Raw genomic sequence first — 16,516 nt, forward strand, 5'->3', positions numbered from 1 at the left:
TTAAATAAACAATGGTGAAAAACTTCTTTCATTTGTAATCTTCTGACTTGCTTTTTCAAGCTCTCTGTAGATATGTCTATACATAAAAGCACCTGAAGTAATTCTTTTGACGCCTAGTTTTTTAAGCTTATCAAAATCTGGTAAATCAGGAAGACACATTACATTCACAGGAAGAGAAGTAGCTTCTGTAATGGTCCTGATATCATTTTCAGAAGTCATTCCAGGAATAAAAACGCCATCAGCATTAAGCGCTTCAAACAATTTTATCCTCTCCAGAGTTTCTTCCAGCGCGTTTTCGATATTCAATAAAAAGGGATCCGTGCGTACATTGATAAAGACTTTATCTCTGCTTTCACCCAGTTTTATAAAAATATCTTTCAGTTTTTCATTAAAAACGTTTCTGTCTGTCAACTTTCGGGTTCCGTCAATAACGGATGTATCTTCAATATTAATTCCGGATACTCCTGTTTCTATCAACTTCATGATGTTGGACACTACGGTATCAGTTTCATGACCATATCCGGATTCCAGATCTACAGATAAAGGAATTGAAACAGAAGCTTTGATCCTTTTAATCATATAAAAATATTCTTCAAAAGTCATCTGTTCTCCGTCCTCATATCCTAAGCTAAGTGCTACTGCCGAACTTGAGGTTGCCAATGCTTTATACCCCATTTTTTTGTATACTTTTGCACTTTCTACATTCCATACATTACCCAATAGTAATGGTTCTTCATCATGATGTAACTGTTTAAAACTGATCATAATTTTTTTATTCAAAATTAGAAAGATTGCAGCGTGTTTTACAACCGAAAAATGAACATCTATTTTTTTCAATAATTTTCTGAATTGGAACTTCAGCTTTAAAATAAAATAGCTTTTTCAAGCTCCAGCAGCTTTTGTTTTCTCCAGATACCACCGGCATAACCCACCAACTCTCCGTTTGAACCTATCACCCGATGACAAGGGATTAGAATGGCAATTTTATTAATTCCGTTGGCTGTTCCTACGGCACGTATCGCCTTTGGATTTCCCAATATTTCTGACTGCTGCTTATACGTTCTTATTTGTCCCATCGGAATTTCACGGAGAAGCTGCCAGACTTTTTCCTGAAACTCTGTTCCTGTAGTAAACAATGGAACTTCAAAATGACTTCTTTTTCCTTCAAAATATTCTTTCAGTTCTTCTTCCAGCTGTCTGAAATGAGGATGTTCTTTCACTACAATTTCAGCTTTCAAAACCTTTGATAATGCCTTCAGTTGTTTTTCAATATTCTTCCGGTCTGTGAATTCCAGCAGACAGATTCCCTGATCTACGGCACAGGCAATCATTTCTCCCAGTGGGGTTGATATATTTTTTTGATGTATAATTTCCATTAGTTTAAAATTAAGCTTTTTTGGAAATCATAGCTTCTTTTTAATGGGGTAAAATTCTTTTTATCTGCCCAATATGTCTTAGATTGTGGTAAATAACAAAACGGAAAGTATCTCCCAGCTTAAGCTTGATCAGCTTTGAAATACTTATACTCGTTTTTATTTTTTCCAGATCAACATCCTGTGCTGCTTCCAATAATTCAAGCATTCTTTCCTGCTGTTTTATGAATGTATCTACTACATCTTTATTCAATTTGCTGTGGATAGGATTCATTGTTTTAAGCGTTTTCATCTTATTCAGTTTCTCTTTGGGAAGCATACTTTTTGCAAAATAGTTCCCAAGAATTCCAGGCTTAAAATAAGGTTGGGGAGACTTCCCGGCAGAAGAAATATTGCGGCTGATTTCAGGAATATAAAAATTTCCGTAGCGATTGAGATGTTCCAGACATTCCAATGTACTCCAGCTATCCTGTGAAGTTCTGAAGTTCAGCTCTTCTTCTGTTTTTAGGGTGAGGGTCTGTGCATATTCTAAATGCTGGCTGGTTCTGTCCTTTAATTCATTTAATAATGCTAAGGTTGAAATTTTCATTACGTTTTTTATGCAAATATCCTGAACAGATCATTCTTAAATCTTGACTGAACTCAAGATTTTTTAAGCCTTGATAAAGTTTCCGGCGACATCCTCAGATAATTGGCAATGTATTTATTGGGAACTTCCTGAAACAGCCTCGGACTTCGTTTTAAAACCCTCTCAAAACGTTCTCCCGGAGCATTGATGAGTAAATCTTTTTCCCTTTCGAGCTGCTGCAATACCAAATCTTCCAGAATATTCATCCAGAATTTCATATGTTCCTCATCTGATTGTATAAACTCATAAAAATCATTTTTTGAAGCGATTCTTACTGTTGTTTTCTTAATCGCCTGAATATAAAGATCCGAAGATTTTCCCGATAAAAAGGAATCCAGACTGACAATAATATTTCCGGTGTATCCGAAACGAATAATCCTTTCTTCATTTTCATCCATCATAAAGATCCGGACACTGCCGTTTTCAATAAAATAAATAGAGGTATCAGTACTGCCCGAAATCTTCAGGAACTCATTTCTTTTGAATTCTTTCTTCTCCCAATAGATAACGCTTTGAAGCAATTGTTCAACCATTTCATTTTATTATTTGCTTTTCCAAAGATAATAGGTAATTTTAAAGTTTTAAAACACTAATCACTGATAATGCTCAAAAGAACAGTACTTTTCATACTGCTTTCTGCCGGATTTTATGGTATGAAAGCACAACAAACCATCCCCTTCCGGATTACAAAACACAATAATATCATTGTGAAAACCCTCGTCAACAAGAAAGATTCACTGGATCTGATGTTTCAGATTGCAATGAAGGATTGTTCAATTTCCCCCGAACGAAAGCGGAAAGCGGATCATATTGTTTTTAACAAAGACGAAATCAGTGATCATAATATCATAGAAATTGGGAAAATCACTCAGAAAAATGTGCGCTTTTTTGATAATCAATTAACCGGGCATGAAGCAGACGGAAAGATAGGAACCGGAATTTTTGAAGGGAAAGTATTTAAAATTGATTACGACAACAATCAATTTGTGATGTATAATAAAATGCCAGATCTGAAAGGCTACCAGCCTGTCAATATCATCTTAGACCATGATGGGTTTTATCTTGCAGCAGATAATATTATTGACGGCGACCAGCAGCAGGAAGCATATTTTGTACTGCAATCCGGATTTTCAGGAGCAGTTCTTTACAGCAACGAATTCGCTGAAGAAAAGCATCTGGATAAAAAACTAAAGGTAACCGGAGAGAAAACGCTGAAAAATTCGGAAGGAAAAACTTTAACTACCAAACAGGCCGTTCTCCCTTTTTTTAAGTTGGGAAATAATACATTTAAAGATATTTCCGTAGGTTTTTTCTCAGGAGAACTTAAAACACAAAATGTCAGTTATCTCGGTGCCGATATGCTCCGCAGATTCATATGGATCTTTGATGCTGAGAGAAAGATGGCTTATATAAAACCCAGCAAATACTTTTCAGAGCCTTATTACAAAATGAATTAAAATATGATAAATACCCTGCTATTAAGAAAGAGAATGAAGATCAAAACTGCTGCTGCACTTTTATGTTTTCAACTCGTTATTGTGAGCTGTCAGAAAGAAGAGAAGAAAACAGCTACCACAGAAACAAAAACCACAAATGATTCTATAAAACTTACAAAAACTGAAGAGAAAATAGATTACACCAATTTTAATATTTTCAGCCTGTCTACCATTTCATCAGCAGAAAAAGATTCTGATGTGGATATTTTCATTTCTGTTTCGGATATTTATAAAGGTGTTCAGCCTATTCCTGCGGATATCATTAAAGATCAGAAGCAGATGTCTTTTGAAGAACTACAGCATTTTGAACTGGATGCTCCCAGCAGAAAGAAACTGCTTAATGGAATTCATCTCACGGAAAATGATTCCCTGTATATTTATAATTATCAGTCTAATACGCTTCAAAAAAAGCCTGTCAGCCAATTAAAAGCAGTTGCTTATTTAAGTCCTTATATGTCTGACAGTGAAGAGGTAGATCCGGACTCTTACATGCTTGGTTTTCAGGTGGAGACTCATCAAAAAATAACAGACTATGATAAATACGATAATGCCATCGCCTATTTTGGGAATAAAAACCCTTTTGTGGAAAATAAAATGAAAGCTGTAAAATGGCAAAAAGCAGGCACAGATATTCCAAAAAAATACTTTACCCATTCAAAATTGATTCAGGGAAAGACTTATCAGGCACAGTATGAAAATATGACCTATTATCTGCAGGATTATCTTGAAGAAGGAAATACTGTAGAACGTAAATTAGTCATTACCAATGATCGTAAAGAAAAGATTGCTGAGAAGACATTTAGTCTTGCAGGAAGTGATGGTGGAGAATTCAGACCTCTTTATGGAATAGATGCCGATGAAGTCAATGCTTCCCAATGGACAGGTCATCTTTTTAAAGGAAAACCTCCTGTTATTTTTGGGTTTATTGCCCAGTCTTTTGGCTGTCCTTCCATTAGTTTTTTAGATAAAACGGAGAAGGATTTTCCGATCAATTGTGATAACAGGCATTAACAAAGGGCTCTTAAAAAGAATCTATTTAGGTTTCTACCGGAATAATCAATTATACACTTAGTTGTCCATTCCGTAGGAATCTATACTCTTAATATCAACACTCTAATCCATAAAAGTCAATTCCAATCCCAAAAATGCCTTAATTCTTTTCCATATAAGGCTAAATACAGTATTTAGATTCCTACGGAATGACAAATTGGGTGGATAGGCTTTTAGAATAAATCTACTCAACCAACAAAATCTGCGAGAAAAACAATCAATAGGAACGGGCTTTAGCCCGTTTTTACTTTTCATCAACATTCCATTAGCTTTAGCCAAAACTTAATTTAGAATTAAGATATATAAAAAAAGCAAATCTGTTGATGAACGGATTTGCTTTTTTGGGTACTATTTCTTAGAATAATATTTGTTTTTCAGATTCATAAAATAAGTTTCGGATTCTTTGAAACCATTACTCTTCATGAATTTGATCACTACATTCAGATAAGTTTCTGAAGGAGTAAAATCTGCTCCCATTTTTTCGGAAAACTTTTTATAATCTTCTTCCAGCAGTTTTGGATTTTTGGATAACTGTTTTATATCTGTTCTGAAGCCTTTAAATACGAATTTTAAAGCCTCGTAATTTCCGGGATAGGAAACAGTTCCGTGAGTTTCTCCTGTGAAAAAACTATGTTTATAATTCAGAGATCCATTTTTGTCTATGATCCCTTTAAATTCTTCAATGGCCTGAGTCATATCAGAATTCCAGTTTTTCTGCTGTTCTTCATTATCTGCCTGAGAAACATATAAGGATTTCTTTGCAGGAAACTTTTTATTCTTTTCTAAATAGTCTTTTGCTTTTGAAATCGTGATTTTGTTATCCCACCATAAACTCGGATCATTAGCAACATAGGCGTTGAAATAATCAGGATGTAAAAGAAATGTATTAATGGCAAACAATCCTCCGAAAGAATGCCCTACCAACACAGAATAGTCCTGAGTTCTGTAGCCTTTACTGATGAACGGCTTAAGTTCCTCCTGCATGAATTTCACAAAATTTTCACCTCCTCCGCTGTCTGCAAAAAGAGTAAGAGCAGGATTTACGGGACTTTTCTTTTCAGATTTTGTAGGAGTAAGATCTCTTGTTCTTTCTGTATTTTTAATTCCTACTACAATACATTCCGGAATATCAGCATACGGAGTTCTGGCAATGAAATCCGTTAATCCTGTATAATATTCAAAATTGATTTCTCCGTCTAAGAGATAGATCACCGGATATTTTGCAGGGCTGATTGTATTATCGTTATAAGTTTTAGGCAGGTGAACCCAGATTTCCCTGTTTTCATTTAAAACTTTTGAAAATAGGTTTTGTTTCTCTCCTATCGTCAGTTTTTCCTGAGTTTTTCCCAATGTGAAGAGAAAAAATAATGGGAGGAATATAATTTTAAACAAATTGTTCATGGTGTGAATCTTTTCTGTGTTGATGAATATTTTTAATTTCTTTATTCTTTTTGGGTGATTTGTTTCTTCGTCCCCACCAGATCAGAAATCCGGTGATCGGGAGACTGGTACAGATTATTCCGATGATAAAGGTGAATATTTTACCGAACATTCCGCCCCAGTATCCTACGTGAAGATCAAAATTCATATGTTCAATCACTTCATGCATCTGAACTTCTTTAGGATAATCAATCTCCTTTCCTGTGTATTTGTTCGTTTCCATACTTTTCCCGTTGACAAGGCTTTTTAAGCCAATAAACTGAGCTGCAACCACATGATAGACTGTTGCTGAATCATTTCTTGGAATACTCATTCTGAACTGCTTAGCATCGGGAAACTCTTTGAATTTTCTGTCTACAAAATCAGTATATGACAAAGCTTTTTTCTCAGAATCAAATTTCGGCTCATATTTTTCTGTAATGGTATGGGCATCCACAGCCCCACCGAAAGCCTGCTGGGTAAGATTTGTTAAAACTTCATAGGCCATAATCAGTCCTGTAATGGTAATAAATACTGCCGGAAGTAATGAATAAAACCCAAAAACATTGTGAAAATCGTAGTTTTTCCTACGCCATTTTGTTCCTGATTTGATTTTAAAAGCTGTTGTTCTCGTTGTTTTGTTCCATTTTTTAGGCCACCAAAGAATCAATCCGCTGATGAGCTGGACAAAAAAGATGATTGACGCAATTCCGACAACGGTTTTCCCGAACTTCCCTGCCAGCAACTGGGCATGAATATGTGCTACAACATAGAAAAACTCGTAGCTTTTTGTAGAACCTATGACTTTGCCGGTGTAAGGATCAAGATAATGATAGGCAAATACTCCTCTTGGGCCACGACCTTTCTTCTTTGATTTTTCTGCTTTATCTGCGTTTTTATCTTTAGGCGGTTTCGTTGCCGATGCTACTCTAAAGCTCCTGTCTGCTTCTTTATAAGTATCAAAATAGAATGCTTTTCTGTCCGGAACCTGTTGATGAAACCGGGCAAGCAATTCTTCAGGTGTCATTTTTTTAGCATGAGCCGGCGCCTGAACGTATTTAGCATTTCCGCCACACAGGTCTATGATTTCATCACAAAAGACAAATACAGTCCCCGAAAGTGTAACGGTAAGCACAATGATTCCGGAAACCAGTCCGAGCCAGAGATGCAGCCAGCCAGTGATCCTTTTGGTAAGGGATTTCCCCTGCTTTTTTTTAGGATTAGTTTTTTTATTCTCCATATCGTTTTCATCTACTCAAGAATGTAATTGCAGAAAATGCAAAGGCGCAAGAAAATTTATAACGGCATGTTTGTAAAGTGAAAAGAGTTATTCCTGCTGCCATTTACTTTAGCATATTTGAAGACATCAGAAATAGGTATGTATTATAAATCAAAGCTTTGCACCTTTGCGGTTTTCATCCTTATATTTTCGTTGAGATTATTTTTTGTTTTTTAATCATTAAAATTTGAAGGCAAAATTGGCAAGGATTTCTCTTGGCTTTTGTGGCTGTCCGTAGAAGTTCCAATAGTTTTCATTCAAAGCATTATTCATTTTCAGACCGATTCTGTATTTTTTCTTGTCATAGAAAATAGTGGCGCCTACTGTTGTATAAGATGGAGCAAGAAAATGGTTCACAATGTTGATGTAAGTTTGGTCTACAAAATTAAATCCGGCTCCGAAACCAAGTCCTTCATAAACACCATCCATAATTTTGTAGCTTGTCCATAGGTTAGCTACATGTTTTGGAGTCCAGGCGATTCTTTTTCCGCTGTCTTTGCTTCGGTCATCATATTTGTTATCATTATATCCATATCCGGCAACGATATTCCATCCTCTGAAAGGGTTGGCAATAATGCCTATTTCCAATCCCTGACTTTTGATATTACCATCCTGAATACTTCCAATCCCACCCGGATCTGCAACCAGTCTGTTTTTAACATTAATAGTATAATAGCTCACCGTTGTCAGTAATTTTTTATGGAAAAGATCTACTTTAAAACCTGTTTCAATCTGATTTCCCTGTTCCGGATCCCATTTTGTTAAAACACCGACTTCATTCAGTGATGGAGCATAGTTTTTAAATCCATTCACATAATTGGCGAAGAATGAGATCTGATCTTTTATAATTTCATAAACCAATCCGAATTTTGGTGAAAACTGGGTCTGACTGTACCCTGTAACCTTATTTTCCGGATAACCGTTTTTCGTAGAAATTTCTACACCGTTTACAACCGTATCATCATTTTTATAGCTATCAACTCTCAAACTGGCCATTACCAGCAAATTATCTGTGATATTCAAAACGTTAGAGATATAACCACTGATAGTTCTAAATGTTGTGATATCAGATTCTGTGGATTTTCTTTCTTTGTTCATGAATTTGTTTCTTGAGATAGGATCCCACGCTGAAGAACTGTCGAGATTCACTTTGTCATAAGGCATGAAAACATTGCTGTATCCGTTGGCTTCATAGTATGGGAATTGATATTTTGTTCTTTGCTGGAAATAATCTATTCCCACAACGAGGCGGTTTCTTAAGCCTCCTATTTTAAAATCTCCTGTGAAATTCTGCTGGATATTATCTGTGGTCACTTTAAAGCTGTCGAAAGGGCGGATCATTCTTTCTACCTGATTATTATTAAGATATCTAAGCACTAAAAAGATAGATTCGTTTTCATTCGCTTCCCCTCTTTGGTAAGATGTTCTTGAGGTCCATTGGTCATTGAATTTATGAGTAACCTCTGCCATCGTCACAAAATTGGTTCTTTTGGAACCGATATCATTACTTGTAAAGGCTCTTTTATAGGCTACTTCCAGGTCCTTCATTGAATGTAAAGTCAGTTTTTCTGAGTTTCTTACATAAGCATTCAATGTTTTATCCGGAGCGTGGAACTCGGTATCAAGTGTTACTGTGGTTTTGTCGCTTACTTTGTACAAAACACTTCCTGAGAAAAACAATCCTTTGTTATAACCCGCATCCTGGAAAGAATCCTGAGAATATGCTGCAACATTGAATCGAGCCAATGCTGTTTTTTCTTTATTCAATGGAGTATTCACATCTGCTGTAATTCTGTTCATTCCCCAGCTTCCGGTGGTATAATTGATAATTCCCCCGAAGTTTTCCTGTGGTTTTTTAGTCACAATATTTACAACACCTCCATAATTGGCTAGTGTTCCTCCAAATAAGGTTCCGGATGGTCCCTTAATTACTTCTACTCTCTCGATATTAGCGATCTCGGACTGTACTCTTGGATTTTGGACCAGTCCGTTTCTGAAACTTGCGTTGGAACTGAATCCTCTCATGAAAATATCATTTCCACTGTCATTAACACTGTTGCTTACTACTACACCGGGAGCAGAAGCCATCGCTGTGTTGAAATCCATTGCACCCATTTCACTGATGATTTCTTTGGGAACAAAGTTGTAAACGGTAGGATTTTCAAGGTTTTCCAGAGGAAGTCTTGCAATTGATTCAGATTTTTTCGTTCTGTAATTGTGGGTTCCCTGAAGCGATACGGACTGGATCTCAGCCACTTTAATCGTATCCGTCTCCTGGGCACTCAGCATTGTTACGGCTAATAGAGCTGCAGAAATAATTGTTTTTTTCATGTTTATAATTAAGTTAGTTTGGCAAAATTATATTATTTTTATTAATTCTAAATAAAAACATGATGCAAATCATAAAACTTACTTTATTAAATAGCCCATCAATAAAGAGTTTATTAAAATCTATAATGATACAACTATTGATTATCTCTTCTGAAAAATTGTATTTCTGGTAATTAGGATTTATATTTTCCTTATCTTAAGACCTTTATATAAATCCTATTCTTGATTATAAATTACAATGAGCAACAACATCCAAGAAACCACGCAGCAATTTCTTCAGTTTCTTTCGGAAAGAAATCTGGCAGAATTAACAAACCTGTTTTCTGATACAGTAGACTGGTATATACCTGGGAATGAACAACAAGCGCCCTGGCTAGGCATCAGAAATAATAAACAAGAAGTATCCGATTTTTTTGAACTATTATGGAAAAATACAGAACCCGTTTCTGCTAAAATAGACCATATTTTCAATGATGCTGAAAATGCTGTTATTACGGGAGAATTTGCAACAAAAATGCTTGCAACAGGTAATATTGTAGAGTCTTTATTTTGTATTCAGATGCATATTCAAAATAATAAAATTACTCGCTACAGACTGCTGGAAGATAGTCTGGCAGTTTCAAAGGCTTTGGATAAGTAGTTAAAAATATTTATCTTATTAATAACAACTTATAAATCATTAATGAGACTCTTCCTGCGTCAGAATGACATTTCTGTTAAGGTTTAAAATTATCTTTTAAATCACGGCAGATGCTATCATCGACATATAATAATTGGCGCAGTGCAGAGCATTAATTAAAACAATCTCGTTTTCCGGAAAGGTTTCAAAAGCATCAGATGTAGTAATCTGGTATTCATAATTCAGGGAAGTCCATTTAAGATGGGGTTTTATAATCATCAGCTCAACCCCTTCCTGATCTGTAAGGACAAATGATTCTTTAAAAATACCTCTGTGTTTAAAAAGATAGCCATTTTTAATCCCATCAAAATAGGTCTGAACCACAATTTCCCCATTCCAGTTCATTCTGAATTTCAGAAGTACTCTTTCATGATCTTTCAGCTCAATAGTGGTTCCCCAAAAACCTTTTGGCTCTATCTGATAGGTTTGTCCACCTGCAATTTCAATGGCCGCATTAAATTTAAACCAGCTTGTATAAGTAAGTTTTCCAATTAATTTTTCTTCTTTTGTAACTTCAAAAGATAAAGAATTGCTTGATTTTGCGTAATATTCTGCCATGGTTATATTTTGGTTTGGTGGAGTTTTTATTAGTTATTTTAAATAATAATAACAGCCTGAATTTTAACGCTCTAATTTATAAATAATTCGGTAAAAATAATGCAATTTTTAAGCTGGTATAATAAAAAAGGTTAATAACTATTTGCAATTATCTTAATTGCTTTCAAATTATCATTAAGGACAGTATTCTTGTATAAAATAAAACCTCATAGATTTCAAAAATCTATGAGGTTTACAATATTTATTATAGTTCGAAATTACATCGTCTCCATTTTGAAGCTCATGCTTTCGATTACTTTTAAGATCGCTTCTACTGTATCCATTGAAGTTAAACAAGGAACACCGTTTTCTACGCTCATTCTTCTGATCTGGAATCCGTCTCTTTCAGCCTGTTTACCTTTTGTAGTGGTATTCACAACATACTGAACTTTTCCTTTCTGGATCAGGTCAATAAGATTTACACTTTCTTCTCCTATTTTGTATCCGATTTTGCAAGGAATTCCTTTTTCTCCGAAGAACTTCGCTGTCCCTTCCGTAGCCCAGATTCTGAATCCTACTTCATGGAATCTTGCTGCAAGCGCTGCTGCCTCCTCTTTGTGCTTATCTGCTACTGTGAAAAGGATAGAACCGTGCATAGGAACTTTTCTTCCAGCTGCTACCAATCCTTTATAAAGTGCTTTTTCAAGGGTCGTATCTTTCCCCATAACTTCTCCTGTAGACTTCATTTCAGGGCCTAGAGAGATATCAACTTTCGTTAGTTTAGAGAAAGAGAATACCGGTACTTTTACAAATACTCCTTCTTTGTTTGGAACCAATCCGTTTTTATATCCTAAATCTTTCAGTTTTTGTCCCAGGATTGCCTTTGTTGCAAGGTTTGCCATTGGAACTTCTGTAATTTTGGATAAGAAAGGAACTGTTCTTGAAGAACGAGGGTTTACTTCGATCACATATACATTTCCTTCAAAAAGGACGTACTGAATGTTCATTAATCCGATAACCTTCAATCCTTTTGCCAGTCTTTGTGTATAGTCTACCAAAGTGTCAATCTCGCTCTGAGAGATATTCTGTGGTGGATATACTGCGATTGAATCTCCGGAGTGAACTCCTGCTCTTTCAATATGCTCCATAATTCCAGGAATCACTACAGTTTCACCGTCGCAGATGGCATCTACCTCAATCTCCTTTCCTACCATGTACTTGTCAACCAATACAGGGTGTTCCGGGCTTGCTTCCACCGCATTTTCCATGTAGTGAGCCAGCTCTGCTTCTGCGTATACAATTTCCATTGCTCTACCTCCAAGAACGTAGCTTGGACGTACCAATACCGGGTAACCGATCTCGTTAGCAATTTTTATAGCTTCTTCTTTCGAAGTTGAAGTTCTTCCTTTTGGTTGAGGAATACCCAGCTCCTGAAGTGCTTTTTCAAATTTATCTCTGTTTTCAGCTCTGTCAAGATCTTCCAGTGAAGTTCCTAAGATCTGTACTCCGTGAGAGGCTAATTTATCTGCAAGGTTGATTGCAGTCTGTCCTCCGAACTGTACTACTACTCCCTTAGGTTTTTCAAGCTCGATGATGTTCATTACATCTTCTTCTGTAAGCGGCTCGAAGTATAGTTTATCTGAGATGGAGAAGTCTGTAGAAACAGTTTCAGGGTTGTTATTGATGATAATCGCTTCATAACCCATTTCTTTGATCGCCCATACTGAGTGAACAGTAGCGTAGTCAAACTCAACTCCCTGTCCGATTCTGATAGGTCCTGAACCAAGTACGATGATCTTTTCTTTGTCTGAAACAACACTTTCGTTCTCTTCTTCGTAAGTTCCGTAGAAATAAGGGGTTTCACTTTCAAATTCAGCAGCACAAGTATCTACCATTTTGAAAACCGGCATTATTCCGTTTTCTTTTCTAAAGTTGAAAATCTCACGCTCTTTTACATCCCAAAGAACTGCAATGTTGATATCTGCGAAACCTAATCTCTTAGCTTCAATTAATGTTTCTTTATCAAATTTGTTGGCAGCGATTACTTTCTCGAAGTCAACAAGCTTTTTCAGTTTCCAGATGAAGAATTTGTCAATTTTACTCCATTCTACAATCTGTTCCCAATCATATCCTCTTCTTAAAGCATCTCCGATGATGAATAATCTCTCATCATCACATACTCTGATTCTTCTTTCGATTTCCTCAGCAGTAAGTGCCTCAGCTTGTTTTGTTTTTAATCCTAAATGTTTGATTCCTGTTTCTAATGAACGGATGGCTTTCTGTAAAGATTCTTCAAGGTTTCTTCCGATGGCCATTACTTCACCAGTTGCTTTCATCTGAGTAGAAAGTCTTCTGTCTGCAGTTTCAAATTTATCGAATGGGAATCTTGGGAATTTTGTTACCACATAATCAAGAGCCGGCTCAAAACATGCATATGTTTTTCCTGTTACCGGATTCATGATCTCATCAAGCGTTAATCCTACAGCAATTTTTGCAGCAATTTTTGCAATCGGGTATCCTGTTGCCTTACTTGCTAAAGCTGATGAACGGGAAACTCTCGGGTTTACTTCGATGATATAATATTCGAATGAATGCGGATCTAAAGCTAACTGTACGTTACATCCTCCTTCAATTCCTAAAGCTCTGATGATCTTTAATGAAGCATTTCTCAGCAATTGATACTCTCTGTCTGAAAGCGTCTGAGAAGGCGCTACTACAATAGAGTCTCCTGTATGAACTCCTACCGGATCAATATTTTCCATGTTACAAACCACAATGGCATTGTCGTTTGCATCACGCATTACTTCATATTCTATTTCTTTGAAACCAGCAATTGATTTTTCAATCAAACATTGGGTAACCGGGCTATGCTTTAGTCCTAATTCGGCAATTTCTTTCAATTCAACTTCTGTGGAAGCAATACCTCCACCTGTTCCTCCCATTGTAAAGGCAGGGCGAACAATTACAGGATAACCGATTTCATCTGCGAAAGCAAGTGCCCCTTCTACCGTATTTACGATATCAGATTCCGGTACCGGCTCGTTCAGTTCTCTCATCAACTCACGGAAAAGGTCTCTGTCTTCTGCTCTGTTGATTGCAGAAAGTTTCGTTCCCAGTACTTCCACTTTGCATTCTTCAAGAATTCCTGATTTTTCCAATTCCACCGCCATGTTAAGCCCCGTCTGACCTCCCAGTGTTGGTAATAATGCGTCAGGACGCTCTTTTCTGATGATGTGGCTTACAAACTGTAATGAAATCGGCTCAATATATACTTTATCAGCGATTTCCACATCTGTCATAATTGTTGCAGGGTTTGAGTTGATCAAAATTACCTTGTAACCTTCTTCTTTCAAAGACAGACAAGCCTGCGTTCCTGCGTAATCAAATTCAGCTGCCTGACCAATGATGATAGGTCCTGAACCGATTACTAAAATTGTTTTTATATCTGTACGTTTTGCCATTTTTCTTTTTTTATTAGAGTCAAGAATCAAAATTCTTAAACTTCGTATTTTTACTTTTATAAGACTTACGATTGTATTTTGTCATTCCGAGGAATCGAGGAATCTAACTTTATTGTTGAGATTCTTCACTCCGCTTTCGCTTCTTTCAGAATGACAGATAGTCGTGTTACTTTTTAAAGTCCTCCATCATTTGAATGAACTCATCAAACAGGTAGTTTGCATCTTCCGGGCCAGGGCTCGCTTCAGGGTGATACTGAACAGAGAAACAAGGGTGGATTTTGTGTTTTAATCCTTCGTTGGTTCTGTCGTTTAATGCAATATGAGTTTCGATAAGATCTGTTCCTTTTAAGCTTTCCTGATCTACCGCATATCCATGGTTTTGAGAAGTAATGGCAACTGTATTTTTCTCCAGATCCAATACCGGGTGGTTTCCTCCTCTGTGTCCGAATTTCAGTTTGAAAGTTTTTGCTCCACAAGCAAGACCAATTAGCTGGTGTCCTAAACAGATTCCGAAGATTGGAACTTTTCCTAATAATCCTCTGATCATATCCAATGCGTGTGGTACATCTTCCGGGTCACCAGGACCGTTTGACAGCATAATTCCGTCCGGATTCATCAATAGGATTTCTTCTGCTGTAGTATCATGAGAAACCACAATAATATCACAGTTTCTTTGAGATAACTCTCTGATAATCCCCAGTTTTGCACCGAAGTCTACCAGTACCACTTTGAAACCTCTGTTAGGGTTAGCATAAGGTGTTTTTGTAGAAACCTCTTCTACCTGATTAGTTGGGAAATTTGTTGATTTCAGTTCTGCAGCTACTGCATTTTCATCGGCATCAGCATTTACAATTTTTCCTTTCACCACTCCGGAGTTACGAAGAATTCTTGTCAGTCTTCTTGTATCAATTCCTGAAATTCCTGAAAGGTTTTTCTTTTTAAATAATTCATCTAAAGTAATCTGAGTACGGAAATTGGAAGGAAGATCGCAAAGTTCTTTTACGATAAGCCCTTTGATGGCCGGCTCAATACTTTCATAATCATCACGGTTAATACCATAATTTCCGATAAGCGGATAGGTCATACAAACTATCTGACCACAATACGACGGGTCAGAAATCAATTCCTGATATCCGGTCATTCCAGTATTGAAAACTACTTCCCCTGCAGTTTCCAACTCTGCTCCGAAACCTTCTCCATGAAACACTTCACCGGACTCCAGTATTAATTTTTTCTTCATTTTTAAAAATTAGATTTTCTATTATTTTTTTCTTGTACAATGTATTCATGTACTAATGTATTCATGAATACTTTTCACATTTTACTTTTTACAACTTATTTAAAGGTAAACCCTTTTTCTTCCAGCGCTTCTTTTAAAATGGCCATTCTGGCGAAAACACCGTTTTCCATTTGTTTGAAGATTCTTGACCTTTCGCATTCTACAAGGTCAGAATCTATTTCCACTCCTCTGTTGATAGGTGCCGGGTGCATGATGACAGCTCCTTTTTTCATGGCTTTCTCTCTTTCTTTGGTCAATCCATATCTTTTATGGTATTCTGAAGCAGTGAAACTCATGGCAGCATCGTGTCTTTCATGCTGGATTCTTAATAATATCAGAACATCTACTTCAGCAATCAGCTCATCAACCGACATATAAGTTCCATTGATCAGAGCTCCTTCATCAAACCATTGTTCAGGTCCTGAGAAGTATACTTTAGTGCCTAATCTTCTTAATGCCTCTGCATTTGAGTTGGCAACACGGCTGTGTTTTACATCACCTACAATTCCTACTTTCAATCCTTCAAACTTTCCGAATTCCTGATAGATGGTCATCAGATCCAGCATACATTGTGAAGGATGGTTTCCTGTTCCGTCTCCTCCATTGATTACAGGAATTTTAATATTTTTCAGCTCCTCAAAGTATCGGTCTTTCTTATCGCGAATTACCACAAGATTTACTCCTATACTTTCAATAGTTTTTACTGTATCATAAAGGCTTTCCCCTTTGTTTACCGAACTGTGTGATGCATCAAACGGAACTACCTGAAGTCCCAGTTTTCTTTCTGCAAGATCAAAACTTGTTTTCGTTCTTGTACTGTCTTCGAAGAAAAGGTTTGAGCAAAAAACTTCTCCTTCAATTTTAGCAGTTTTACCATTCGCAAAAGCCAGTGCTTCTGTCAGTATACTGTTGATTCTCTCGGTGCTTAGTTCTGTAATCGTAAACATAATTCTTATTTTTGGGCATAAAAAAAGCGAAGACAAC

The 16,516-nt window shown here is 36.5% G+C and carries 14 protein-coding genes; 3 read left to right on the forward strand and 11 right to left on the reverse strand.

The genetic code is table 11. From position 1 onward, the window contains the following. The 4 genes from SFA27_RS14655 to SFA27_RS14670 form a co-directional block, all read right to left on the reverse strand. Complete coding sequence (locus SFA27_RS14655; protein ID WP_407293057.1) at nt 1-765, reverse strand: isocitrate lyase/phosphoenolpyruvate mutase family protein; 765 nt, start codon at nt 763-765, stop codon at nt 1-3. A gap of 98 nt (nt 766-863) precedes the next feature. Continuing rightward, complete coding sequence (locus SFA27_RS14660) at nt 864-1,376, reverse strand: methylated-DNA--[protein]-cysteine S-methyltransferase (RefSeq protein ID WP_264518303.1); 513 nt, start codon at nt 1,374-1,376, stop codon at nt 864-866. Nucleotides 1,377-1,416: 40 nt separating this feature from the next. Then, complete coding sequence (locus SFA27_RS14665; protein WP_264518304.1) at nt 1,417-1,962, reverse strand: DinB family protein; 546 nt, start codon at nt 1,960-1,962, stop codon at nt 1,417-1,419. A 53-nt stretch (nt 1,963-2,015) separates the two neighbouring features. Continuing rightward, on the reverse strand, nt 2,016-2,534 hold the full coding sequence (locus SFA27_RS14670; protein ID WP_407293059.1) for a Crp/Fnr family transcriptional regulator: 519 nt from the start codon (nt 2,532-2,534) through the stop codon (nt 2,016-2,018). 69 nt (nt 2,535-2,603) lie between these two features. On the opposite strand from SFA27_RS14670, the gene SFA27_RS14675 reads away from it, so the two are divergent. Together SFA27_RS14675 and SFA27_RS14680 are read left to right on the forward strand one after the other, a co-directional pair. Next, nucleotides 2,604-3,458 carry a hypothetical protein gene (locus SFA27_RS14675; protein WP_407293061.1) on the forward strand — a complete coding sequence of 285 codons (855 nt, stop codon included), beginning with the start codon at nt 2,604-2,606 and terminating at the stop codon, nt 3,456-3,458. 3 nt (nt 3,459-3,461) lie between these two features. After that, entirely contained in the window at nt 3,462-4,508 is a 1,047-nt protein-coding gene (locus tag SFA27_RS14680; protein ID WP_407293063.1) for a hypothetical protein, read from the forward strand. Nucleotides 4,509-4,895: 387 nt separating this feature from the next. Here SFA27_RS14680 and SFA27_RS14685 read toward each other — a convergent pair whose 3' ends face one another. The 3 genes from SFA27_RS14685 to SFA27_RS14695 form a co-directional block, all read right to left on the reverse strand. Further along, nucleotides 4,896-5,948 carry an alpha/beta hydrolase gene (locus tag SFA27_RS14685; RefSeq protein ID WP_407293066.1) on the reverse strand — a complete coding sequence of 351 codons (1,053 nt, stop codon included), beginning with the start codon at nt 5,946-5,948 and terminating at the stop codon, nt 4,896-4,898. Further along, nucleotides 5,932-7,206, reverse strand: coding sequence for a PepSY-associated TM helix domain-containing protein (locus SFA27_RS14690; RefSeq protein ID WP_407293068.1), 1,275 nt, complete (start codon nt 7,204-7,206; stop codon nt 5,932-5,934). The genes SFA27_RS14685 and SFA27_RS14690 overlap by 17 nt, the downstream gene beginning before the upstream one ends. 219 nt (nt 7,207-7,425) lie before the next feature. Continuing rightward, nucleotides 7,426-9,576, reverse strand: coding sequence for a TonB-dependent siderophore receptor (locus SFA27_RS14695; RefSeq protein ID WP_407293070.1), 2,151 nt, complete (start codon nt 9,574-9,576; stop codon nt 7,426-7,428). Nucleotides 9,577-9,814: 238 nt separating this feature from the next. On the opposite strand from SFA27_RS14695, the gene SFA27_RS14700 reads away from it, so the two are divergent. Continuing rightward, a complete protein-coding gene (locus tag SFA27_RS14700; RefSeq protein ID WP_407293072.1) occupies nt 9,815-10,216 on the forward strand; it encodes a nuclear transport factor 2 family protein in 402 nt (133 codons plus the stop codon). 96 nt (nt 10,217-10,312) lie between these two features. Here SFA27_RS14700 and SFA27_RS14705 read toward each other — a convergent pair whose 3' ends face one another. The 4 genes from SFA27_RS14705 to SFA27_RS14720 all read right to left on the reverse strand — a co-directional run bounded on the left by SFA27_RS14705 (nt 10,313) and on the right by SFA27_RS14720 (nt 16,479). Then, entirely contained in the window at nt 10,313-10,813 is a 501-nt protein-coding gene (locus SFA27_RS14705; protein WP_407293074.1) for a hypothetical protein, read from the reverse strand. A gap of 257 nt (nt 10,814-11,070) precedes the next feature. Continuing rightward, a complete protein-coding gene (gene carB / locus SFA27_RS14710; RefSeq protein WP_047376746.1) occupies nt 11,071-14,253 on the reverse strand; it encodes a carbamoyl-phosphate synthase large subunit in 3,183 nt (1,060 codons plus the stop codon). Nucleotides 14,254-14,419: 166 nt separating this feature from the next. After that, nucleotides 14,420-15,493, reverse strand: coding sequence for a carbamoyl phosphate synthase small subunit (locus tag SFA27_RS14715; protein ID WP_047376747.1), 1,074 nt, complete (start codon nt 15,491-15,493; stop codon nt 14,420-14,422). 95 nt (nt 15,494-15,588) lie between these two features. Further along, complete coding sequence (locus tag SFA27_RS14720) at nt 15,589-16,479, reverse strand: aspartate carbamoyltransferase catalytic subunit (RefSeq protein ID WP_407293077.1); 891 nt, start codon at nt 16,477-16,479, stop codon at nt 15,589-15,591. Nucleotides 16,480-16,516: the final 37 nt, after the last annotated feature.

This window comes from Chryseobacterium sp. HR92 (genome assembly GCF_045689405.1).
GTDB lineage: Bacteria > Bacteroidota > Bacteroidia > Flavobacteriales > Weeksellaceae > Chryseobacterium > Chryseobacterium viscerum_A.